Annotated in this window: 22 protein-coding genes; 14 read left to right on the plus strand and 8 right to left on the minus strand. The window is 64.2% G+C overall.

What is annotated here, in order from left to right; all coding sequences use genetic code 11:
- The first annotated feature begins 170 nt into the window (after positions 1–170).
- On the plus strand, positions 171–527 hold the full coding sequence (locus tag E8E95_RS18710) for a PA2779 family protein (RefSeq protein WP_280352666.1): 357 nt from the start codon (positions 171–173) through the stop codon (positions 525–527).
- Positions 528–536: 9 nt separating this feature from the next.
- Here E8E95_RS18710 and E8E95_RS18715 read toward each other — a convergent pair whose 3' ends face one another.
- Positions 537–1,166, minus strand: coding sequence for an L-threonylcarbamoyladenylate synthase (locus E8E95_RS18715; RefSeq protein ID WP_280352668.1), 630 nt, complete (start codon positions 1,164–1,166; stop codon positions 537–539).
- Between the two features lie 13 nt (positions 1,167–1,179).
- The gene (locus tag E8E95_RS18720) at positions 1,180–2,046 is read right to left on the minus strand and encodes a PHP domain-containing protein (RefSeq protein WP_280352670.1); all 867 of its coding nucleotides are present in this window, start codon (positions 2,044–2,046) and stop codon (positions 1,180–1,182) included.
- Positions 2,047–2,112: 66 nt separating this feature from the next.
- On the opposite strand from E8E95_RS18720, the gene E8E95_RS18725 reads away from it, so the two are divergent.
- The 6 genes from E8E95_RS18725 to E8E95_RS18750 all read left to right on the plus strand — a co-directional run bounded on the left by E8E95_RS18725 (position 2,113) and on the right by E8E95_RS18750 (position 6,186).
- Positions 2,113–2,703, plus strand: a complete 591-nt coding sequence (locus E8E95_RS18725) for a septation protein A (RefSeq protein ID WP_280352672.1) — start codon at positions 2,113–2,115, stop codon at positions 2,701–2,703.
- Between the two features lie 8 nt (positions 2,704–2,711).
- The gene (locus E8E95_RS18730) at positions 2,712–3,011 is read left to right on the plus strand and encodes a YciI family protein (RefSeq protein WP_280352674.1); all 300 of its coding nucleotides are present in this window, start codon (positions 2,712–2,714) and stop codon (positions 3,009–3,011) included.
- Between the two features lie 45 nt (positions 3,012–3,056).
- Positions 3,057–3,500 (plus strand): hypothetical protein, encoded by a 444-nt coding sequence (locus E8E95_RS18735; protein WP_280352676.1) that lies wholly within the window; start codon positions 3,057–3,059, stop codon positions 3,498–3,500.
- Positions 3,501–3,508: 8 nt separating this feature from the next.
- The gene (locus tag E8E95_RS18740; RefSeq protein WP_280352893.1) at positions 3,509–4,186 is read left to right on the plus strand and encodes a response regulator transcription factor; all 678 of its coding nucleotides are present in this window, start codon (positions 3,509–3,511) and stop codon (positions 4,184–4,186) included.
- A 177-nt stretch (positions 4,187–4,363) separates the two neighbouring features.
- The gene (locus tag E8E95_RS18745) at positions 4,364–4,774 is read left to right on the plus strand and encodes a Spy/CpxP family protein refolding chaperone (protein ID WP_280352678.1); all 411 of its coding nucleotides are present in this window, start codon (positions 4,364–4,366) and stop codon (positions 4,772–4,774) included.
- 86 nt (positions 4,775–4,860) lie between these two features.
- Complete coding sequence (locus E8E95_RS18750) at positions 4,861–6,186, plus strand: HAMP domain-containing sensor histidine kinase (RefSeq protein ID WP_280352680.1); 1,326 nt, start codon at positions 4,861–4,863, stop codon at positions 6,184–6,186.
- Here E8E95_RS18750 and E8E95_RS18755 read toward each other — a convergent pair whose 3' ends face one another.
- Positions 6,187–6,744: a nitroreductase family protein gene (locus E8E95_RS18755; RefSeq protein WP_280352681.1), complete on the minus strand. Its 558-nt coding sequence runs from the start codon at positions 6,742–6,744 to the stop codon at positions 6,187–6,189.
- Between the two features lie 198 nt (positions 6,745–6,942).
- Between E8E95_RS18755 and E8E95_RS18760 the strand changes: the two genes are divergently transcribed.
- Positions 6,943–8,397, plus strand: a complete 1,455-nt coding sequence (locus tag E8E95_RS18760) for a TrkH family potassium uptake protein (protein ID WP_280352683.1) — start codon at positions 6,943–6,945, stop codon at positions 8,395–8,397.
- 122 nt (positions 8,398–8,519) lie between these two features.
- Here E8E95_RS18760 and E8E95_RS18765 read toward each other — a convergent pair whose 3' ends face one another.
- Complete coding sequence (locus E8E95_RS18765) at positions 8,520–9,530, minus strand: AraC family transcriptional regulator (protein WP_280352686.1); 1,011 nt, start codon at positions 9,528–9,530, stop codon at positions 8,520–8,522.
- 143 nt (positions 9,531–9,673) lie between these two features.
- On the opposite strand from E8E95_RS18765, the gene E8E95_RS18770 reads away from it, so the two are divergent.
- Both E8E95_RS18770 and E8E95_RS18775 read left to right on the plus strand, forming a co-directional pair.
- Entirely contained in the window at positions 9,674–9,991 is a 318-nt protein-coding gene (locus E8E95_RS18770; RefSeq protein WP_280352688.1) for an Mpo1-like protein, read from the plus strand.
- 144 nt (positions 9,992–10,135) lie between these two features.
- Positions 10,136–11,509: an adenylate/guanylate cyclase domain-containing protein gene (locus tag E8E95_RS18775; RefSeq protein ID WP_280352690.1), complete on the plus strand. Its 1,374-nt coding sequence runs from the start codon at positions 10,136–10,138 to the stop codon at positions 11,507–11,509.
- Between the two features lie 93 nt (positions 11,510–11,602).
- On the opposite strand, the gene E8E95_RS18780 is transcribed toward E8E95_RS18775, so the two are convergent.
- Positions 11,603–12,658, minus strand: coding sequence for a glycosyltransferase family 1 protein (locus E8E95_RS18780; RefSeq protein WP_280352692.1), 1,056 nt, complete (start codon positions 12,656–12,658; stop codon positions 11,603–11,605).
- Entirely contained in the window at positions 12,655–13,488 is an 834-nt protein-coding gene (locus E8E95_RS18785; RefSeq protein ID WP_280352695.1) for a UDP-2,3-diacylglucosamine diphosphatase, read from the minus strand. The genes E8E95_RS18780 and E8E95_RS18785 overlap by 4 nt, the downstream gene beginning before the upstream one ends.
- Before the next feature lie 134 nt (positions 13,489–13,622).
- Here E8E95_RS18785 and E8E95_RS18790 point away from each other — a divergent pair, with 134 nt between their 5' ends.
- The 3 genes from E8E95_RS18790 (at position 13,623) to E8E95_RS18800 (ending at position 15,674) form a co-directional block, all read left to right on the plus strand.
- Positions 13,623–14,375, plus strand: coding sequence for an AraC family transcriptional regulator (locus tag E8E95_RS18790; protein WP_280352697.1), 753 nt, complete (start codon positions 13,623–13,625; stop codon positions 14,373–14,375).
- Between the two features lie 82 nt (positions 14,376–14,457).
- On the plus strand, positions 14,458–14,793 hold the full coding sequence (locus E8E95_RS18795; RefSeq protein WP_280352699.1) for a tRNA-binding protein: 336 nt from the start codon (positions 14,458–14,460) through the stop codon (positions 14,791–14,793).
- Positions 14,790–15,674 (plus strand): DMT family transporter, encoded by an 885-nt coding sequence (locus E8E95_RS18800; protein ID WP_280352701.1) that lies wholly within the window; start codon positions 14,790–14,792, stop codon positions 15,672–15,674. The genes E8E95_RS18795 and E8E95_RS18800 overlap by 4 nt, the downstream gene beginning before the upstream one ends.
- Positions 15,675–15,847: 173 nt before the next feature.
- Here E8E95_RS18800 and rfaD read toward each other — a convergent pair whose 3' ends face one another.
- Positions 15,848–16,876 (minus strand): ADP-glyceromanno-heptose 6-epimerase, encoded by a 1,029-nt coding sequence (gene rfaD / locus E8E95_RS18805; RefSeq protein WP_280352703.1) that lies wholly within the window; start codon positions 16,874–16,876, stop codon positions 15,848–15,850.
- A gap of 87 nt (positions 16,877–16,963) precedes the next feature.
- Positions 16,964–17,248, minus strand: a complete 285-nt coding sequence (locus E8E95_RS18810; RefSeq protein WP_280352705.1) for a SelT/SelW/SelH family protein — start codon at positions 17,246–17,248, stop codon at positions 16,964–16,966.
- Positions 17,249–17,320: 72 nt separating this feature from the next.
- On the opposite strand from E8E95_RS18810, the gene E8E95_RS18815 reads away from it, so the two are divergent.
- A complete protein-coding gene (locus tag E8E95_RS18815; RefSeq protein ID WP_280352707.1) occupies positions 17,321–19,501 on the plus strand; it encodes a patatin-like phospholipase family protein in 2,181 nt (726 codons plus the stop codon).
- The last annotated feature ends 176 nt before the right edge of the window (positions 19,502–19,677 follow it).

Consider the following 19,677-nt stretch of genomic DNA (forward strand, 5'->3'; position numbering starts at 1 on the left):
ATGGTGTCCTCTTGCCGCGCGGCCGGGTTGGTACTGCTGCCTGGTGAAAATATCCACCGAAAAACGCGCCGGTCGGCGGAAAACGGGCACGTTAGCACCATGTGCCAGACTAAAAAAGTACGACGCAGCACTCCTGGTCGGGTCTGGAGCTAACGCTCACGGAGGTTCAGATGAAACTCTTTAACCTGATGTTCACTGCCGTACTCATGCTTCTTTGCCTCACGCTGGTGCCGGCGACTTCGTCATACGCCGGCATGATCGGCACCGACGAAGCGGTCTCGGCTCAGCAACAGCCAAACGATCGCGCCAAGATCGATGCATTCCTGAGCAAGTCCGAGGTACAGGAACAGATGCGCAGCATGGGCGTGGACGCTGCCACCGCCCGCGCCAGGGTCCAGGCCATGACACCTGCGGAGGCCGCGCAGCTGGCGCAGAAACTGGATGCAGTGCCGGCCGGTGGCGCCCTCAGCACCACCGACTTCATCATCATCCTGCTGGTGATCATCCTGGTGGCGATCCTGCTTTGAGTCGCGCCGTCATTCCTCGTCGAGGAAGGGTTGCGGATCGCCGCAGCCCACGCGCACCACCTCAGGCTTGCCATCTGACAGGCTGATGACGGTGGAAGCGGCCATGCCGCCGTGGCCGCCGTCGATGATCAGGTCCACCTGGTGCTCGAGGATTTTCCGCATCTCGTAAGGATCACTCATCGGCAGACCTTCCCCCGGCAGGATCAGGGTCGTGCTTATCAGGGGCGCCCCCAGTTGCTCGAGCAATGCCAGCGTGATGGGGTGATCCGGCACCCGCAGGCCGATGGTACGCCGCTTCGGGTGCATCAGCATGCGCGGCACTTCCCGGGTGGCGTTGAGGATGAAGGTGTAGGGGCCAGGCGTGTGCGCCTTGATCAGGCGGAAAGCCGTTGTATCCACCTTGGCGAAGATGCCGATCTCCGAGAGATCGCGGCAGAGCAAGGTGAAGTTGTGTTTCTCGTCCAGCCGGCGCAGGCGGCGAATGCGCTCGACGGCACCCTTGTCACCGATCAGGCATCCCAGGGCATAGGAAGAGTCGGTGGGGTAGACGATTACCCCGCCCGCCTTGACGATTTCCACCGCCTGCCGAATCAGGCGCGGCTGTGGATTCTCCGGGTGTACCTGGAAAAATTGACTCACAACATCTCCCTGTTCAGAGGGCAGCAGTAGGGCTGTGGGCATGGCGGAAGCGCCCCCAAATCGGCGGCAGGTCATCCGGCAAGGGTCGGTACATGCCCAGCTCCGACCATTCGCAGGGTGCATGGAAGTCACTACCGGCACTGACCAGCATGCCGAATTCACGCGCGAGCACGGCCAGGCTTCCCACCTGGTCCGCCGGCTGCAGGCCATTCACGACTTCCAGTGCGTGACCGCCGGCCTGAATGAAATCCGCCACCAGCTTGCGTCGTTTCGCGCCGGTGAAGTTGTAGTGCCAGGGATGCGCCAGGCTGATCCAGGCGCCGGCGGCGTTCAGGGTGCCCACCGCCTCGGCCAGGGTCGGCCAGTGTTGCTTCACATCACCCAACTTGCCTGCGCCCAGCCATTTGCGGAACGCCTCGGCGCGGTCGCGCACATGGCCCGCGCGAACGAGGAACTCGGCGAAATGCGGGCGCGCCGGCGCATTGCCGCTGTCACCCAGTTCCTGCTGCACCGCCCGCGCGCCTTCCAGCGCTCCCGGCATGCCCTTGGCGGCGAGGCGACGGGAAATTTCCTCGGCCCGAGCCCAACGCCCTTGATGCAGGTCGGCGATGGCCTCCAGCAAGGAGGGCGCATCGGCGGAGAAGGCGTACCCCAGGACATGGATGGTCGCTCCGCCCCAGGTACAGGACAGTTCGATACCGTTGATCAGCTGCATGTCCAGCGCTGCGGCCGCTTCGCGGGCCTCGTCCAGCCCCTCCAGGGTGTCGTGGTCGGTCAGCGCCAGCAGCCGCACGCCCCGTTCATGGGCACGAGCGACCAGGGCCGCAGGGGCCAGGGCACCGTCGGAGGCCGTACTGTGACAATGCAGGTCGATCTGCATGGGGTCTGCTTTCGCTAGGGGAATGGTTTGTTATTATGCCGCCACATCCCGCTTCTGGCTGCTGCCGTGAAACAATTCATCGACTTCATCCCGCTTGTCCTCTTCTTCATCGTCTACAAACTGGAACCGCGCGCCGTCGAGCTGGCCGGGCATACCTATATGCTAGGCGGTATTTTCAGCGCCACAGCCGTTCTGATCATCACCTCGGTGATCGTTTACGGCGCCATCTTCCTGCACCAGCGCCGCCTGGAAAAAGGTCAGTGGCTGACCTTGGCGGCCTGCCTGGTGTTCGGCGGCATGACCCTGGCCTTCCACAGCGAAACATTCCTCAAATGGAAAGCGCCGGTCGTGAACTGGCTGTTCGCCCTGGCGTTCGCCGGCAGCCATTTCATCGGTGACAAGCCCCTGATCCAGCGCGTCATGGGCCATGCCCTGAACCTGCCCCAGGCCATCTGGGTACGCCTGAATCTGGCGTGGATCGCCTTCTTCCTCATCTGCGGCTTCGCCAACCTCTTCGTGGCCTTCACCTTCCACGAGTTCTGGGTGGACTTCAAAGTCTTCGGCAGCCTCGGCATGACCGTGCTCTTCCTGGTTGGCCAAGGTGTCTACCTGGCCCGTCACATCCACGACGGCGAAACCGAAAAGCCTCAACAATAAGGATTGCCATGCTCTACGCCATCATCGCCACCGACGTCGCCAATTCCCTGGAAAATCGTCTCGCCGCCCGCCCTGCGCACCTCGCACGCCTGGAGCAGTTGAAGGCCGAGGGCCGCATCGTGCTGGCCGGTCCGCACCCGGCGGTCGATAGCAACGACCCGGGCAGTGCCGGCTTCACCGGCAGCCTGATCGTCGCGGAATTCGAATCCCTCGAGGCCGCCATGGTCTGGGCCGATGCCGATCCGTATCACGCAGCCGGCGTCTATGCCGATGTCGTGGTCAAGCCCTTCAAACAGGTATTCCCGTAAGCCAGCGTTCTCTAAATCAGTCCACGCCAGGAAAAAGGAGTTCCCATGCACGTCGGTCAATTGCCCCTGCTGTTAACCGCCGCGCTGCTCTGCAGCCTGGCCCAGGCTGAAGAACTCCAACCTGCATCATCTGAGGCGGCAAATGCTCCGATGGTGACGCGAGCCCCCGTTGCCGCCAATGACGCCCTCCTTGCCCAGGTGGATCAACTGCAGCGGCAACTGGCTGAAAGCGAACGTCTGCGCAGCGAGCTGGCCACCCAGGCCGACGCTGACAGCAACGAGCGTGAGAACGCCCAGCTCGCCCGCCTGCGTCAGGAAAACCAGCGCCTCAAGCTGCAACTCAAGGAAGCACAGGCCTCGCAGGCACCGCGCCTGCTGAGCGAACAGCAGACCTGGTTTGCGGTGGGCGGTGGCGTGGCCTTGCTCTCCCTGTGTACCGGCCTGATCGCCCGCGGTGGGCGCCGCCAGCGCCGACAATGGATCAACTGACCCGCACCATGAGTGAATTGCTGCTAATCGATGACGATCAGGAACTCTGCGAGCTGCTGATCAGTTGGCTCAGCCAGGAAGGCTTCGTCGTGCGCGCCTGCCATGACGGCCACTCCGCCCGCGCTGCCCTGGCCGAGCACGCACCCTCTGCAGTGGTGCTGGACGTGATGTTGCCGGATGGCAGCGGCCTGGAACTGCTCAAGCAGTTGCGCAGCGACCATCCGGACTTGCCGGTCCTCATGCTGTCTGCCCGCGGTGAGCCGCTGGACCGCATTCTCGGCCTGGAACTCGGCGCTGACGATTACCTGGCCAAACCCTGCGACCCCCGCGAGCTCACTGCCCGCCTGCGCGCCGTGCTGCGCCGCAGCCAGCCGCCGCAGCCGTCCAGCCAGCTGGAGCTGGGCGATATCTGCTACAGCCCCGTGCGCGGTGTCGTCACCGTCGGCAATCACGAAGTGACCCTGACACTCTCCGAAGGCCGGCTGCTCGAAGCCCTGCTGCGCCAACCTGGCGAACCGCTGGACAAACAGCAACTGGCGCAACTGGCGCTCGGTCGCAAGCTGACGCTTTACGACCGCAGCCTGGATATGCACGTCAGCAACCTGCGCAAGAAGCTCGGTCCCCACGCTGACGGCCGCCCGCGAATCCTCGCGCTGCGGAGCCGCGGCTATTACTACAGCGCCTGACAACCAATTCACGATCAGCTGCGCGTCGGCCCTTGCGGGACTCTAGCTCGCAAGATCGTGAACAGGTTCTGACAGGTCTTTACCCAGGCTTTACGCAGCACTGACCGCGCTTGACCTTGCCATCCCTAGACTGGGCACATCCGGCAACTGGCCGGAATCGAGACTAGGAGAACCACCATGCGCAAGACCCTTACCGCCCTGCTGCTCGCCGCTACCCTGCCGACCCTGGCCATGGCCATGCCGGAAGGCGGCCCGCGCCACGAGCGCGGTTTCGGTGGCCACATGTTCAAGGAACTGGACCTCACCCAGGAACAGCGCCATGAAATCGGCAAGCTGATGCGCGACCAGATGAAATCCCGTCACGAGATTACCCAGCGCTACCTGGACAAGCTGCCGGCCGCCGAGAAGAAGGCCATGCGGGACGAACTCAAGGCCGCCGAGACCAAGAATCGCGAAGCCATCCGCGCCCAGCTCAAGCCCGAGCAGCAGAAGACCTTCGATGACATCCAGAAGAAGATGGAAGAACGCCGCGCCGAACGCGCCGAGTTCGAAGCCTGGAAGGCCGAGAAGGACAAGAAGGCCCAGTAATCGCCTCGCTGCTTCGGCCGCAGGCACCGACCACACACCCATCAGGCCCTCCGGCCTGATGGGTTTTGCCGTTCAGGAGCAACCCCGTGCGTTCACTCTTCTGGAGAATCCTGGCCACCCTCTGGCTGGCCCTGGCCCTGGTGGCCGGCCTGGCCATCCTGCTGGGTCGCGCCCTTAACCAGGATGCCTGGATCCTCAACCATCACCCCTCCCTACAGGGGCTGGCCGAGCGTCTGGTGCAACGCTTCGAGGAGCAGGGCCCGCAGGACACCCAGCGGTTCCTGGAACACTTCCGCCATCGCGCACGGATCGACATACAGATTCTCAACGACACCGGCCAACCCGTCGTAAACGGCACGTTCCCCCGACGCGCCGCGGCCTTCGAGGCGCGCCATCAGAATCCGCGCCGACTGCCCTGGCGTCGCCTGACCGAGGAATTCACCAGTCCGGCCAGCGGCGAGTCCTACCTGATCATCTACCGCATCCCCTACCCCGAACTGGATGCCTGGCACCGTGGCAGCCTGCTGTGGCCTTTAAGTGCGCTGGGCATCGCGCTGGTGGTGCTGACCCTGTTCAGCCTGGCCCTCACCCTGTCGATCACCCGACCGCTGGACCGTCTGCGCCGCGCCGTACACGACCTCGGCCAGACCGCTTACCAGCAGGACAGCCTGGCGCGCCTGGCACGTCGGCGGGATGAGTTGGGGGTATTGGCCGGCGACTTCAACCGCATGGGGCAGCGCCTGCAAGGCCTGATCGGCAGCCAGCGCCAGTTGCTGCGCGATGTATCCCACGAGCTGCGTTCGCCGCTTGCACGCCTGCGTATCGCCCTGGCTCTGGCCGAGCGCGCCGAGCCCCAGCAACGGGAAGCCCTGTGGCCGCGCCTGGGTCAGGAATGCGACCGCCTCGAGGCGCTGATCAGCGAAATCCTCGCCTTGGCCCGCCTCGATGCAGAGCCGGGCGCACGCCATCCGATCACACTGCGACCCCTACTGGAAAAACTCAGGGAAGACGCCCGCCTGTTGGCGCCAGAGCAGCAAGTCCGCATCGATTGCAGCGGCGAGCCACAACTCGAAGGCTGGCCCGATATGCTGGAGCGCGCGCTGGACAACCTGCTGCGCAACGCCCTGCGCTTCAATCCGCAGGGCCAGCCGGTGGAAGTGACAGTCAAGGAACAGGACGCCAGCCTGGTGATCGAGGTCCGCGACCACGGCCCCGGTGTCGCCGCCGAACATCTGACGCAGCTGGGCGAACCCTTCTTCCGCGCCCCCAATCAGACCGGTGCCGGCCATGGCCTGGGGCTGGCCATCGCCCGCCGGGCAGTGGAGCGCCACGGCGGCAGCCTGCATCTGGGCAATCACCCCGAGGGCGGCTTCATCGCCACCCTGGAATTGCCTGCTGCACTGAAGGCCTGATCAGCCCCAGCTCTGGACGAAGTCCGCCGGAGCCAGCTCCGGCACAGCGCGGCGATCGCCCTCGACGCTGCCCAGATAGAGGAAACCCACCACCCGCTCGTTCTCGGCCAGCCCGAGGCCAGCGGCGACGGTGCGGTCGTACGCCATCTCGCCGGTACGCCAGATGGCCCCCAGGCCGAGCGCATGGGCGGCCAGCAGGATGCCGTGGGCAGCGCAGCCCGCAGACAGCAACTGCTCGACTTCCGGCACCTTGTGGCCAGCCTGCAGGGTAGCGATCACCACGACCATCATCGGCGCCCGCATGGGCATGTTGCGCGCCTTGGTGGTAGCCGCTTCCGGCGCCTGGGCGTCCTTGGCGAGCACAGCGGATACGAACAATTCACCGAGCTTCTCGCGCCCCTCACCCTCGATGGTCAGGAAGCGCCAGGGGCGCAGATAGCCATGGTCCGGTGCACGCAGGGCCGCGCGGAACAGGATCTCGCGCTGGGCGGCGTCGGGCGCCGGGGCCTGCAGGCGAGCCAGGGATACGCGGTTGAGCAGAGCGTCGAGAGCCTCCATGGGCCACCTCCAGAAATCGGGAAGCCGGCATTCTAACGGATAACGCGACTCAGTCTCGCAAGCGTCGTGCTTTACTCATTCGGGTGCACGACACGGCCGGGCCGCAATCGGTCTCGACTCCCTTTCACACGCCGGGTTTACAGGGCGCTGGGCGCGGTTAGAATTGCGCCTTTCGCCCATCAGCCAGAAAAAGAATCCATGGCCCTGCCGACTCTCCGCATCATCGGCTTCCTCATCGGCATTTTCCTGATCACCCTCGCCGTCAGCATGGCCATTCCGGTGTTGACGCTGGTGATCTATGAGCGCACCGGCGATATCAACTCCTTCGTCTGGTCGAGCCTGATCACCTTCATCGCCGGTCTGGCACTGGTCATTCCCGGACGGCCGGAGCATGTCCATCTGCGCCCCCGCGACATGTATCTGCTGACCGTTTCGAGCTGGATAGTGGTCTGCGCATTCGCCGCCCTGCCCTTCCTGCTCACCCAGCACATCAGCTTCACCGATGCCTGGTTCGAGAGCATGTCCGGGATCACCGCCACCGGCGCCACAGTGCTGAGCGGGCTGGACAACATGTCGCCCGGCATCCTGATCTGGCGCTCGCTGTTGCACTGGCTCGGCGGTATCGGCTTCATCGGCATGGCGGTGGCGATCCTGCCGCTGCTGCGTATCGGTGGCATGCGCCTGTTCCAGACGGAGTCTTCCGACCGCTCGGAAAAGGTGCTGCCCCGCTCGCACATGGTGGCCAAGTACATCGTCGCCATCTACGTCGGTTTCACCTTGCTTGGCTCCCTGGCCTTCTGGGCTGCCGGCATGAGCCTGTTCGATGCGATCAACCATGCCATGTCGGCAATTTCCACGGGCGGCTTCTCCACCTCGGACCAATCCCTGGCCAAGTGGGACCAGCCTGCTGTGCACTGGGTGGCGGTGGTGGTGATGATCCTCGGCAGCTTGCCCTTCATGCTTTACGTGACGGTGTTTCGCGGTCATCGCCTGGCGCTGTTCAAGGACGAGCAGGTACAAGGTTTCCTCGGCCTGCTGCTGATCATCTGGCTGGTGCTCGGCACCTGGTACTGGCTGACGACCAATCTCCACTGGCTGGACGCCCTGCGCCATGTGGCGGTGAATACGACGTCCGTACTCACCACCACCGGTTTCGCCCTGGGCGACTACAGCCTGTGGGGCAATTTCTCGCTGATGCTGTTCTTCTACCTGGGCTTCGTCGGCGGCTGCTCCGGCTCCACCGCTGGCGGCATCAAGATCTTCCGCTTCCAAGTGGCCTATATCCTGCTCAACGCCAACCTCAAGCAGCTGGTGCACCCGCGGGCCGTGATCAAGCAGATCTACAACGGCCACCGCCTGGACGATGAAATCGTTCGCTCGATCCTGACCTTCTCGTTCTTCTTCACCATCATCATCTGCGGCATCGCCCTGGGCCTGTCGCTGCTGGGGCTGGACTGGATCACCGCTCTCACCGGCGCCGCCGCCACCGTCTCCGGCGTCGGTCCCGGCCTGGGTGAGATCATCGGCCCAGCCGGCAACTTCTCCAGCCTGCCAGACAGCGCAAAATGGCTGCTGACCCTCGGCATGCTGCTGGGTCGCCTGGAGATCCTGACCGTGCTGGTGCTGATGACGCCTTACTTCTGGCGGCACTGAGTGCGCTACGCGCACCGACCTCTTTAGCTCGGTCTGGACCGTAGGGTGCGCTGCGCGCACCGATTCCTGGATCGGTTTCGGCACCCATCAAACCGCCGGTGCGCACGGCGCACCCTACCGGCTCAGACCTCTTCCAGTCGCGCGCGGTATTCGCCGGGCGTGCTGTCGAACCAGCGCCGGAAAGCACGGAAGAAGTTGCTCGGATCGGCGAAGCCCAGCAGATAAGCAATCTCCAGCAAGGTCAGGTTCGCCTGCGCCAGGTACTGCTCGGCCAGTTCGCGGCGCGTGTCGTCCAGCAATTGCTGGAAGCTCACACCTTCCTCCTGCAAACGCCGTTGCAAGGTGCGCTGCGAGAGGTGCATCAGGCTCGCAACCACCTCGCGCTTGGGCTCCCCCTGGGGCAGCAGGCGGCAAAGCACCTGACGCACCTGGTGGGTGACGCGAGTACCCGAGAAGCGCGCCAGATAGTCGCCGGCGAAGCGATCGTGCAACTGCGCCAGGGATTCGTTCGCCGTGGGTAACGGCGTATCCATGTCAGCACGGCTGAAGAGCAAGGCGCAGTGCTCGGCGTTGAAACGCAACGGCGCCTGGAACACCTGACGATAAGGCTCGAGATCCGCCGGTGCCGGCCCCTGGAAACGAATCTCCAGCGGGTTGATCGGTCGCCCGGTCATCCAGCGGCAGAATGCCAGGCAATAAGCCATGGACGCTTCGGCGCTCTGCCGCGCTGGCGGCAACCGATCGCCATGAATAGAGAGCCGCAGCTCGTAGCCTTCAGGCGTGCCATTGAAACTGAGGTCGGCACCCTCGGCGATGATTCGCTGGTAGCGCACCAGCCGGGCGAATCCTTCCTTGAGCGTGCGACTGGACATCAGCGCATAACCCACCACATGGAAGGACGCCGGTCGCACCACCTTGGCCATGTTCAGGCCGATGGCCGGATTGCCGGACAGCTCGACCGCGCGCAACCACAGGCGTGTCATGCCGTCCTGGGGGAAGCGGGCGTCGGGATCGTTCAAGGCCTGGTAGTCGAGACCGAGTTCGGGAAACAGGTTGCGGCAGTCCACACCGCCCATTTCCAGGGCCTGGACTATCCCCAGGGCCCAGCTCGAAGAAGTCGTGCGTTCGCTCATGGCGCCTTCTTGTTCTGAAGTTCAAGGCAGCCGCCTGCAGGGCGGAGTGCCGGCAAGGATACTAAAGTGGCGCCCATTGTCACTGGCCCCCGGAGACACCCGTCCTACACTGCTCCAGACAACAAGAACCTGGAGCAGCCACCATGCCCGCCGAGTCCGTCAATCGTTTCCAAAGCTTCGCCGAGTTCTACCCCTACTACCTGCAGGAACACAGCAACGACACCTGCCGCCGACTCCATTACGTCGGCAGCCTGCTGGTGCTGAGCATTCTCGGCTACGCCCTGGCCACCCAACAGTGGATCTGGTTGCTGGCCATTCCGTTCGCCGGTTACGGCTTTGCCTGGGTGGGGCACTTCGTCTTCGAGAAGAACAAGCCCGCGACTTTCAAGTACCCGCTCTACAGCTTCATGGGCGACTGGGTGATGCTGAAGGACGCGCTGACAGACCGCATCCGCTTCTGAGAACGAAGGGACTGGCGCCAGCTTGGCCGCCGGTCCCTCGCTTGGTTATGATCCCGCACCAGCCAAAGCCATGGCCCAGGACTTGCAGCATTTCGCGAACGCTGCAAACCCGCGTCAAGAAAGCACCAGGGACAGACCCAAGCCATGAAGCCTGCCATGCTCGACCCCTCCACCGCGACGCCCGTGTTGCGTGAGTACTACTCGCGTGTGCTGGCCTATATGGCCGTTGCCGCCAGCATCGCCGCCGGCACTTCTGTCCAGCATTTCGGCTTCGACATCCTCTGGATGGTCCCCTACGCCCTGCTCTATCCGCATCTGGCCCACCATCTGAGCCTGCGCTTCCCAGGCAAACCCACCGACCGCATCCTCCTCGGCATCGACACCTTCCACGCCGGCGCCGCCGTCGCCCTGCTCGGCTTCTCCGTCGTGCCGACACTGATGGTCGTCCTGACCCTCTGCTTCAGCGCCATGATCCTCGGCGGACTGCGCCAGATGGCGTTCGTGCTGGGCGGTTCGCTGATCAGCATGGCGGTCGTCGGCCTGGCGCTGCAGCCTGCCATCAAGGGCGGCACACCGGCACTGCTGGCCGTCGTCAGCGTGTTCTTCACCACCCTCTACATCTGCATCACGGCCTATTTCGTCCACCAGCAGGGCCTGCGTCTGGCCCAGGCCCGCAGCGAGATCAAGCGCGAGCAGGAGAAGGCGGCGCGACTGGCCCGCAACCTCGCCAAATATCTGTCGCCCCAGGTCTGGGAAATGATCTTCAGCGGCAAGAAAAGCGTGCGCCTGGAAACCCAGCGCAAGAAACTCAGCGTGTTCTTCTCCGACATCAAGGGCTTCACCGAACTCTCCGAAGAGCTCGAAGCCGAAGCCCTGACCGACCTGCTCAACAACTACCTCAACGACATGTCGAAGATCGCCCTCAAGTACGGCGGCACCATCGACAAATTCGTTGGCGACAGCGTCATGGTGTTCTTCGGCGACCCTTCCACCCAGGGCGCCAAGAAGGATGCCGTGGCAGCCGTTTCCATGGCGGTGGCCATGCGCAAGCACATGAAGGTGCTGCGCCAGCAATGGCGTGCCCAGGGCATCACCAAGCCGCTGGAAATCCGCATGGGTATCAACACCGGCTATTGCACCGTGGGCAACTTCGGCGCTGACACGCGCATGGACTACACCATCATCGGCCGCGAAGTGAACCTGGCCAGCCGCCTGGAAACCGCGTCCGAAGCCGGTGAAATCCTCATCTCCCACGAGACTTATTCGCTGGTGAAGGACGTGATCATGTGCCGCGACAAGGGCCAGATAAACGTCAAGGGTTTCACGCGTCCGGTGCAGATCTACCAGGTGGTGGACTTCCGCCGCGACCTGGGCGCCGCTTCCAGCTACGTCGAGCACGAACTGCCCGGGTTCTCCATGTACCTGGATACCAACAGCATCCAGAACTACGACAAGGCCAAGGTCATCCAGGCCCTGCAATTGGCCGCCGAGAAGTTGCGCGACAAGATCATTCCCTGACCTTGGCGGAGCACCAGATTTCTGTGGGGGCGAATTCATTCGCTAAACGGGTCGAAGACCCGCCCCAAAGGGGTTGGGACCGCTGCGCAGTCCTCAGCGAATGAATTCGCCCCCACAAGATTGTTCCCACCCCGGAGCAAGTGCCACGCACGGCTCCCCATCCAGCATCGGCTGCCGCGCCAGGAACTCCAGGGCCGACGCCCGCCAGGACAACCGCCCCGCCTTTTCGGCACAAAGTCCGCGATCCAGCTGCAGAGCTGCCAGGCAGGCCTTCTGCAGGTCGTCGTCCATGCAACCGGTCGTGCCGGACTCCAGCACATCCAGCGGACCGGCCACCGGAAAGGCCGCCACCGGTGTACCGCAGGCCAGCGCCTCGAGCATCACCAGGCCATAGGTATCGGTCAGCGAGGGGAACACCAGCACACTGGCCTGTGAATAGAAGCGCGCCAGTTCCTCGCCCTGACGGTAGCCGAAGAAGTGCGCAGCGGGATAACGAACCTCCAGCTCGCCCCGCAGCGGTCCGTCACCCACCACCCATTTCTCGCCGGGCAAGTCCAGGCCCAGGAAAGCTTCGACGTTCTTTTCCGTGGCCAGTCGGCCGACATAGAGGAACACCGGCACCTCCGGCCGGGGTAGCGCCATGGGACGGAACAACGCCGTGTCCACACCCTTGCGCCACAGGTTGAGCCAGACCAGCCCATGCTCGGCGAATGTCTCGCGCATGCGTTCGGTGGTCACCAGCACTGCCTGGCTGGGACGGTGGAACAGACGCAGGAACGCATAGCCCCAGGAGAGGGGCAGCCAGGGCCAGCGGCCATGAATGTATTCAGGAAAGCGCGTATGGATGGCGCTGGAAAAGGCCAAGCCGCGCTTGACCAGCCAATGCCTCGCGGCCCAGCCGAGGGGCCCTTCGGTGGCCAGGTGCACGCAATCGGGCTCGAAGGCTTCGATCATCGGCCCGACACGCCAGAGGTCCCAGGCCAGGGGTATTTCCGGATAGCTCGGACAGGGCCGACAGCGAAAGCCCTGGGGCGACAGCAGCATCACCTGGTGCCCGAGGCCTTCCAGCTCTCTCACCAGCGCCTGCAGGCTGGTGACCACGCCATTCACCTGGGGCAACCAGGCATCGCTGACGATCAGTATCCTCATGCCGCCGGCTCGACCTGCTCCACGGCGCGAGTCTCCAGTTCCCGCGCCTGGGCGTCGGCCAGGCGATAGAGTTCGATGCTGCCGTCCCAATGCTCGATGAGCGCGGTGCAGGATTCCACCCAATCGCCACAATTGAGGTATTCCACCCCGCCCACCTTGCGAATCTCCGCGTGGTGGATGTGGCCGCAGACCACGCCGTCCAGTCCGCGCTTGACGCATTCGTGGGCGATGGCTTCCTCGAAGTCGCTGATGAAGTTCACCGCGCTCTTCACCTTGTGCTTGAGGTACGCCGACAGCGACCAGTAGCCGTAACCGCAGCGCCCGCGCCAGTGGTTGAGCCAACGGTTCAGGGTGAGGGTGAACTCGTAGGCAGAATCGCCGAGGAAGGCCAGCCACTTGTGGTAGCGGGTGATCACGTCGAACTGATCGCCATGGATCACCAGCATGCGACGGCCATCTGCGGTTTCGTGGACCGCCTCGTCCACCAGTTGGATGTTGCCGAGCATCAGCGCCGAGTAGCGACGCAGGAATTCGTCGTGGTTGCCGGTGACGTAGATCACCTCCGTGCCACGCTTGCTCATGGTCAGCAGGCGGCGAATCACGTTGGTGTGCGCCTGGGGCCAGTAGATGCCGCCCCTGAGCTTCCAGCCGTCGATGATGTCACCCACCAGATAGATGCGGTCGGCGTGGTACTGCTTGAGGAAGCGCGCCAGGTGCTCGGCCTGGCAGTCGCGGGTGCCCAGGTGGACATCGGAAATCCACAGGGTACGCACGCGCTGCTTGCGGGGCTTGGTCTTGTTGACGGGTTCCAGGCGTTCGACGCTGCTCATGGGCGACCTCCGGCGGGGTTTCGCCGATGGTGAGCTTGTGCGGTGAACCGAGAATGAACGCGAGGTTGCAGGCCTGTGACAGCGCGCATCGCGTAACAGGGAGTAGAATGGCCGCCTGCCCCGAGGTAAGCGCCATGCATTCGATCCTGTCCCTGCGCCAGTACAACCACGACCTGTTGGTCCACAGCCATGACCATGCCCAACTGGTCTTCGGCCTGACCGGCAGCCTGGACTTCGAAGTGGATGGCCTGGGCGCGCTGGTACAGCGTCAGACCCTGGCGGTGGTGCCGCCTGAAGCGCAGCACGCCTGTGGCAGCCCCGGCGGGAGCCTCTGCCTGGTGGTGGATGTACCCGACGACGACTGGCTGCGACACACCCTGGGCCGGCATTTCGACGCTGGCCGGCGCCTACTGGAGCGTCCCCGCGCGCTGAACCTGAACCCGGCGCAGAGCCAGCTGGTCAGCTGGATCGCCGCCAGTCCCCTGGCCGATGAAGTGATCTCCGGCCAATCCGCCGGTTTGCTGCTGGCCAGCCTCGCCGCACCGGGTGCACAGCCGGAGGACAGCAGCGCCCTGCCCCTGGTCGCGCTAGACGCCCATATCGACCAGCATGCAGCCCACCCCTTGCAGGTCGCCGATCTGGCCCGCCTCTGCGGCCTGTCGGTGGCACGCTTCCACAGCCGTTTTCTCAGCGAGACCGGGCAAACGCCGATGGACTATGTGCGCGCCCGGCGTCTGCACCTCGGCCGCCAGCTTCTGCTGGAAAGCCGTCTGGCCGTGGGGGAAATCGCCGCACGCGTCGGCTACAGCTCCCAGAGTGCCTTCACGGCCGCCCTCTCCCGCGAGTTCGGCCTCACCCCTCGCGCCCTGCGCAGTGGGCGCGAGTAACGCGACAAAGCCCGCGAGCCTGACGACAGACAAGGTCGTCCCTCGTCACTAGACTGGTGCGACTGTCATCAGGGAGAACCCTATGTCCACCATCGAATGGGCCGACTTCGAGCGCGTCGAACTGCGCGTCGGCACTGTGTTGTCAGCCGGCCCCAACTCCAAGGCAATCAAACCAGCCTACGTGCTGGAAGTGGACCTGGGCGAGCTCGGGGTGAAGACCTCCAGCGCCCAGCTCACGGCCCATTACCAGGCCGAGGAACTGGTCGGCCGCCAGGTGCTCTGCGTCTGCAACTTCGCGCCCAAACGCATTGCCGGAATCCGTTCGGAGATTCTTGTCACGGGTGTGCATGACGACGAAAACAAAGTGGTCTTGACCAGCTTCGACAAGCCGCTGCCCAACGGGGCGCGCTTGGCATGACGGAACGCAACGCGCTTCTGGCCATCCACCTGGGCGCCCTGCTGTTCGGGCTTTCGGGCATCTTCGGCAAGCTCGCCAATACCGCGCCGATGATCATCACCTTTGGTCGCGGGCTGTTCGCCGTGATTGCGCTGGCGCTCTTCGCCCAACTCATCGCCCGTGGCAAGAGCCCAAATCCCAGCCTGCTCCAACTGACCATGCTGGCGCTCGGCGGCCTGCTGCTGGGCGCGCACTGGATCACCTTCTTCCATGCGGTGCAGGTGGCGGGCGTCGCCATCGCCACGCTTGGCTTCGCCAGCTTTCCGGCCTTCACACTCTTGCTGGAAGGTTTGTTGTTCCGCGAGCGCATCCGCGTGCAGGAAATTCTGATCGTGGGTCTGGTCAGCCTTGGCCTGGTGCTGGTAACGCCCAGCTTCGACTGGGGCAGCGCGGCCACGCAGGGCCTGCTTGCGGCGATTCTTTCGGGTCTGCTGTTCTCGCTGCTGTCGCTGCTCAACCGCGTCAGCGTGAAGGGCCTGGACCCGGTGAAGGCGGCGCTCTGCCAGAACCTCACCATCGTGCTGTGCCTGGCCCCCTTCAGTTGGCCACTGCTGCACGACGTGAAGCCGATGGACTGGTTCTGGATCGCCCTGCTCGGGGTGTTCTGCACCGGCCTCGCCCACAGCCTGTTCGTGGCGAGTCTCAAGGTGCTGAAGGCACGGACCACGGCGGTGATCTTCGCCCTGGAGCCGGTTTACGGCATCGCCTTCGCCTGGTGGCTGTTCGACGAACAACCGGGCCTGCGCATGCTGGCTGGCGGTGCGCTGATCATCTTCGCTATCGCCTTGTCGGCGCGTAAAGGTGCGCCGGCCGAGGCCAAGGCAGCCCCTGCGACGCCTTAAACCTGTGGGAGCGAATTCATTCGCGAAACGGCAGAAAGGGCTGGCTCAGGAGGTTCGCGAGCAAGCTCGCTCCTACAAGGTCTGCCTCGAGATCGCGAAACGGGGCAAGCGAGCGGCGCCCTCTGCCTGCCTTCATCGGAATCGCACTCCCTGCCCCGTTTCGCGAAACACGCTCAGGCCGCCTGACCCATTTCCGGCAGCCCGCCGCCCGACTCCTGTTCCAGCAGCCAGTGGCAATAACGTTCCACGCCCTGCTGTACATCCAGCATCGGCTGACGGAAGCCGGCTTGGCGCAAACGGCTGATATCGGCCTGGGTGAAGCACTGGTACTTGCCGCGCAGGGCCTCGGGGAACTCGCTGTAGGACAGCAGCCCTTGCTCGCGCATCGCCTGCAGGCTGAGCGGCGGCAGACCTTCGTGGGCGCGAAGGGCATTGACCATGCTCCAGGCCACATCATTGAACGGCTGGGCACGCCCGCTGCCGAGATTGAAGATGCCGGAACGCTGCGGCTGGTCGAGGAAGTGCAGGTTCACCCGCGCCACGTCCTCCACGGAAACGAAGTCCCGCAGGTGCTCGCCGCCGGCGTAGCCGTCATAGGCGCCGAACAGGCTGACCTTGCCGCTGGCGCGATACTGCCGGAAGCAGTGAAAGGCCACCGACGCCATGCGCCCCTTGTGGCCTTCGCGCGGGCCGTAGACGTTGAAGTAGCGCAGTCCCACCACCTGGCAGCGGGCCTGGGGCAGCAGGCGACGTACCCGCTGGTCGAAGAGGAACTTGGAATAGCCGTAGACGTTCAGCGGTCGTTCCGCTTCGCGCTCCTCGCGAAAGACCCGGTTGCCGCCGTAGACGGCCGCCGACGACGCATAGATGAAAGGCACGCCCTGGGCCAGGCAGGCCTCCAGCAGTTCGCAGCTGTAGCGATAGTTGTTGTCCATCATGAAGCGCCCATCGCCTTCCATGGTGCTGGAGCAGGCGCCCTGGTGGAACACCGCGCTCGGCCGCCCCAGGCGCCCTTCGCGCAGCAGCGGGAGCAGGTCCCGCTTGTCCAGGTAGTCGGCGATCTCGCCATCGGCGAGGTTGCGGAATTTGTCGCCCTCGGTCAGATCGTCGACGGCGACGATGTCGGTCTCACCGCGGCCGTTCAGTGCCTGGACCAGGTTGCTACCGATGAAGCCGGCTGCACCGGTGACGATGATGCTCATGACGGACTTCCTCCACAAAGATGGAAATGCCGTCAGGCTATGCCTCGAAAGAGGCCGCTCCGTTGATCTGCAGCAAGCGCGGGAGAATCAGGAACGGTCGTTGTGACCGAGATCCCGCGCCGGGTCGATCTGGTCACGCACACGCTGCTTGAGCACCTTCGCCTCCGGGAAGCCGCCATCGGCCTTGCGCTCCCATATCTGCACGCCGTCGCAGGTAATGCGGAATACCCCGCCGGTGCCGGGTTCCAGGCTCACCTTGCCGAGGTCGTCACTGAATGTACTGAGCAGCTCCTGGGCGAGCCAGGCGGCGCGCAGCAGCCATTGGCACTGGGTGCAGTAGTTGATGACGATTTCGGGCTTGCTTGCGGACATGGCTGGGCTCGGCGACGGATTGGGCGCCCTATAATAGCCGGCTTCGGACTTTCGCCTGACCAGGGATGCGTTATGCGCCGCCTTCTGCTTTGCCTGTTGTTCGCCCCCCTCCTCTGCCTCGCCCAGCCCGAACCTCGCATCGGCCTGGTGCTGTCCGGCGGCGCCGCCCGAGGCCTCGCCCATATCGGCGTGCTCAAGGCACTGGAGGAACAGGGCATCAAGGTCGACGCCATCGCCGGCACCAGCATGGGGGCCGTCATCGGCGGGCTTTACGCCGCCGGCTACCCCGTGGACGAACTGGAGCAAATCGCCGTCCACCTGGACTGGCAGCGAGCACTGTCCGACGACCCGCCACGCCAGGAAGTCCCGTTTCGCCGCAAGCAGGACGACCGTGATTTCCTGGTCAAGCAACGCCTGAGCTTCCGCGACGACGGCAGCCTCGGTCTGCCGTTGGGGGTGATCCAGGGTCAGAACCTCGCCCTGCTGCTGGAAAGCCTGCTGGTGCACACCAGCGATACCCGTGACTTCGACCAGTTGGCCATCCCCTTCCGCGCCGTCGCCACCGATATCGCCACCGGCGAGAAAGTGGTATTCCGCAAGGGCCACCTGCCCCAGGCGATCCGCGCCAGCATGTCCATACCCGCGGTTTTCGCCCCGGTGGAAGTGAACGGGCGACTGCTGGTGGACGGCGGCATGGTGGACAACATCCCCGTGGACGTGGCCCGCGAAATGGGGGTGGACCGTGTGATCGTGGTCGACATCGGCACACCGCTGCGCTCGCGCAAGGAACTGGCAACGGTGGTGGACGTGCTCAACCAGTCGGTCACCCTGATGACCCGCACCAACTCCGAAGCCCAGCTGGCCACGCTCGAATCCACCGACGTACTCATCCAGCCGCCCCTGGCCGGCTACGGCGCCACTGACTTCGGCCGCTCCCGCGAAATGATCGACGCCGGCTACCGGGCCGCGCAGATACTGGCCCCCCGTTTGGCCGAACTGCGCCCGCTGTCAGCCAGCCGCGACCAGGAACTGGACAGCGCGCGCCTACCCAGCGAACGCACGCCGGTGATCCGCAGCATCCTCATCGAGAACGACTCGAAGATCGGGGACTCGGTGATCCGTCGCTACATTCGCCAGCCCCTGGGCCAACCGCTGAACCTCGATCGCCTGCAAAGCGATATGAGCACCTTGTATGGCCTGGACTACTTCGAGCAGGTGCATTACCGGGTCGTCAAGCGCAAGGATGGCAACGCCCTGGTGATCAACGCGCGCGGCAAGCGCGCCGGCACCGACTACCTGCGCCTGGGCCTGAACCTCTCCGACGACATGCGCGGAGACAGCGCCTTCAACCTCGGCGCCAGCTACCGCAAGAACGGCATCAACGAACTGGGCGCCGAATGGCTGACGCGCCTGCAACTGGGCGATCACCAGGAGCTCTACAGCGAGTTCTACCAACCGCTGGACGCCGGCTCGCGCTATTTCGTGGCGCCCTATCTGTTCGGCGAGGCGCAGAACGTCGAAGCCATCCTCGATAACGACCCCATCGCCGAATACCGCCTGGAGCGCTACGGCTATGGCCTCAACCTTGGCCGGCAGATCGCCAACAACGGTGAGATCCGCTTCGGCGTCGGCCAAGCCTGGGGCCAGGCCGATGTGCGGGTGGGCGAACGCGACCTGCCCAGCTTCGAGTTCACCGAGGGCTACTACGAACTGAAGTATTCCTTCGACACCCTGGACAACGTGGACTACCCCCACGAAGGCGAAGACATCAGCCTGAGCCTGCGCCAGTACGACCCGAGCCTGGGCTCCGACGAGCGCTATCGGCAATGGCAACTGAGCCTGGACAAGGCGCTGGGCTCCGGTCCGGACACCTTCGTCCTGGGGGGACGCTACGGCCGCACACTGGATGACGCCGAAGTGATCACATCGAGCTTCCTGCTGGGCGGTGCGCGGCAACTTTCGGGCTTCCGCCAGGACTCCGTGGCCGGACAGAACATCAGCCTGGCACGGGCCATCTACTACCGCCGTCTCACCCAGCGCTCCTTCCTGCCGCTGGACGTTCCGCTCTACGTCGGCGGCAGCCTGGAGCGTGGCAGGGCCTGGAACAACGACAACAGCTTCGACAGCGGCTACATCAACGCGGCCAGCATATTCGTCAGTTTCGACACGCCGCTGGGCCCCCTGGACTTCAGCTACGGTCTGAACGACGAGGCCGAACGCGCGCTATACCTCAATCTCGGCCGGGTCTTCTGATCTCGGACCGCTCTACCGTAGGTTGGGCAGAGCGCAGCGAAGCCCAACATTTCAGCCTCGGCTTCGCGTGTTGGGCTTCGCATAGCTCAGCCACAACCTACACGAGCTAGCTGAGCAAAATGGGAATAATCAAATGAATTTTCAGTATTAAAAAGTCATATGCCGTTCCGTTATAG

The sequence above is a fragment of the Pseudomonas sp. BN414 genome, assembly GCF_029871275.1.
Taxonomy (GTDB): domain Bacteria; phylum Pseudomonadota; class Gammaproteobacteria; order Pseudomonadales; family Pseudomonadaceae; genus Metapseudomonas; species Metapseudomonas resinovorans_C.

Bases quoted from the DNA above. Each gene is read 5' to 3' on its own strand.
- E8E95_RS18710 (WP_280352666.1), top strand. From the start codon at position 171: ATGAAACTCTTTAACCTGATGTTCACTGCCGTACTCATGCTTCTTTGC.
- E8E95_RS18720 (WP_280352670.1), bottom strand. From the start codon at position 2,046: ATGCAGATCGACCTGCATTGTCACAGTACGGCCTCCGACGGTGCCCTG.
- E8E95_RS18730 (WP_280352674.1), top strand. From the start codon at position 2,712: ATGCTCTACGCCATCATCGCCACCGACGTCGCCAATTCCCTGGAAAAT.
- E8E95_RS18735 (WP_280352676.1), top strand. From the start codon at position 3,057: ATGCACGTCGGTCAATTGCCCCTGCTGTTAACCGCCGCGCTGCTCTGC.
- E8E95_RS18740 (WP_280352893.1), top strand. From the start codon at position 3,509: ATGAGTGAATTGCTGCTAATCGATGACGATCAGGAACTCTGCGAGCTG.
- E8E95_RS18745 (WP_280352678.1), top strand. From the start codon at position 4,364: ATGCGCAAGACCCTTACCGCCCTGCTGCTCGCCGCTACCCTGCCGACC.
- E8E95_RS18755 (WP_280352681.1), bottom strand. From the start codon at position 6,744: ATGGAGGCTCTCGACGCTCTGCTCAACCGCGTATCCCTGGCTCGCCTG.
- E8E95_RS18760 (WP_280352683.1), top strand. From the start codon at position 6,943: ATGGCCCTGCCGACTCTCCGCATCATCGGCTTCCTCATCGGCATTTTC.
- E8E95_RS18765 (WP_280352686.1), bottom strand. From the start codon at position 9,530: ATGAGCGAACGCACGACTTCTTCGAGCTGGGCCCTGGGGATAGTCCAG.
- E8E95_RS18770 (WP_280352688.1), top strand. From the start codon at position 9,674: ATGCCCGCCGAGTCCGTCAATCGTTTCCAAAGCTTCGCCGAGTTCTAC.
- E8E95_RS18775 (WP_280352690.1), top strand. From the start codon at position 10,136: ATGAAGCCTGCCATGCTCGACCCCTCCACCGCGACGCCCGTGTTGCGT.
- E8E95_RS18780 (WP_280352692.1), bottom strand. From the start codon at position 12,658: ATGAGGATACTGATCGTCAGCGATGCCTGGTTGCCCCAGGTGAATGGC.
- E8E95_RS18785 (WP_280352695.1), bottom strand. From the start codon at position 13,488: ATGAGCAGCGTCGAACGCCTGGAACCCGTCAACAAGACCAAGCCCCGC.
- E8E95_RS18790 (WP_280352697.1), top strand. From the start codon at position 13,623: ATGCATTCGATCCTGTCCCTGCGCCAGTACAACCACGACCTGTTGGTC.
- E8E95_RS18795 (WP_280352699.1), top strand. From the start codon at position 14,458: ATGTCCACCATCGAATGGGCCGACTTCGAGCGCGTCGAACTGCGCGTC.
- E8E95_RS18800 (WP_280352701.1), top strand. From the start codon at position 14,790: ATGACGGAACGCAACGCGCTTCTGGCCATCCACCTGGGCGCCCTGCTG.
- rfaD (WP_280352703.1), bottom strand. From the start codon at position 16,876: ATGAGCATCATCGTCACCGGTGCAGCCGGCTTCATCGGTAGCAACCTG.
- E8E95_RS18810 (WP_280352705.1), bottom strand. From the start codon at position 17,248: ATGTCCGCAAGCAAGCCCGAAATCGTCATCAACTACTGCACCCAGTGC.
- E8E95_RS18815 (WP_280352707.1), top strand. From the start codon at position 17,321: ATGCGCCGCCTTCTGCTTTGCCTGTTGTTCGCCCCCCTCCTCTGCCTC.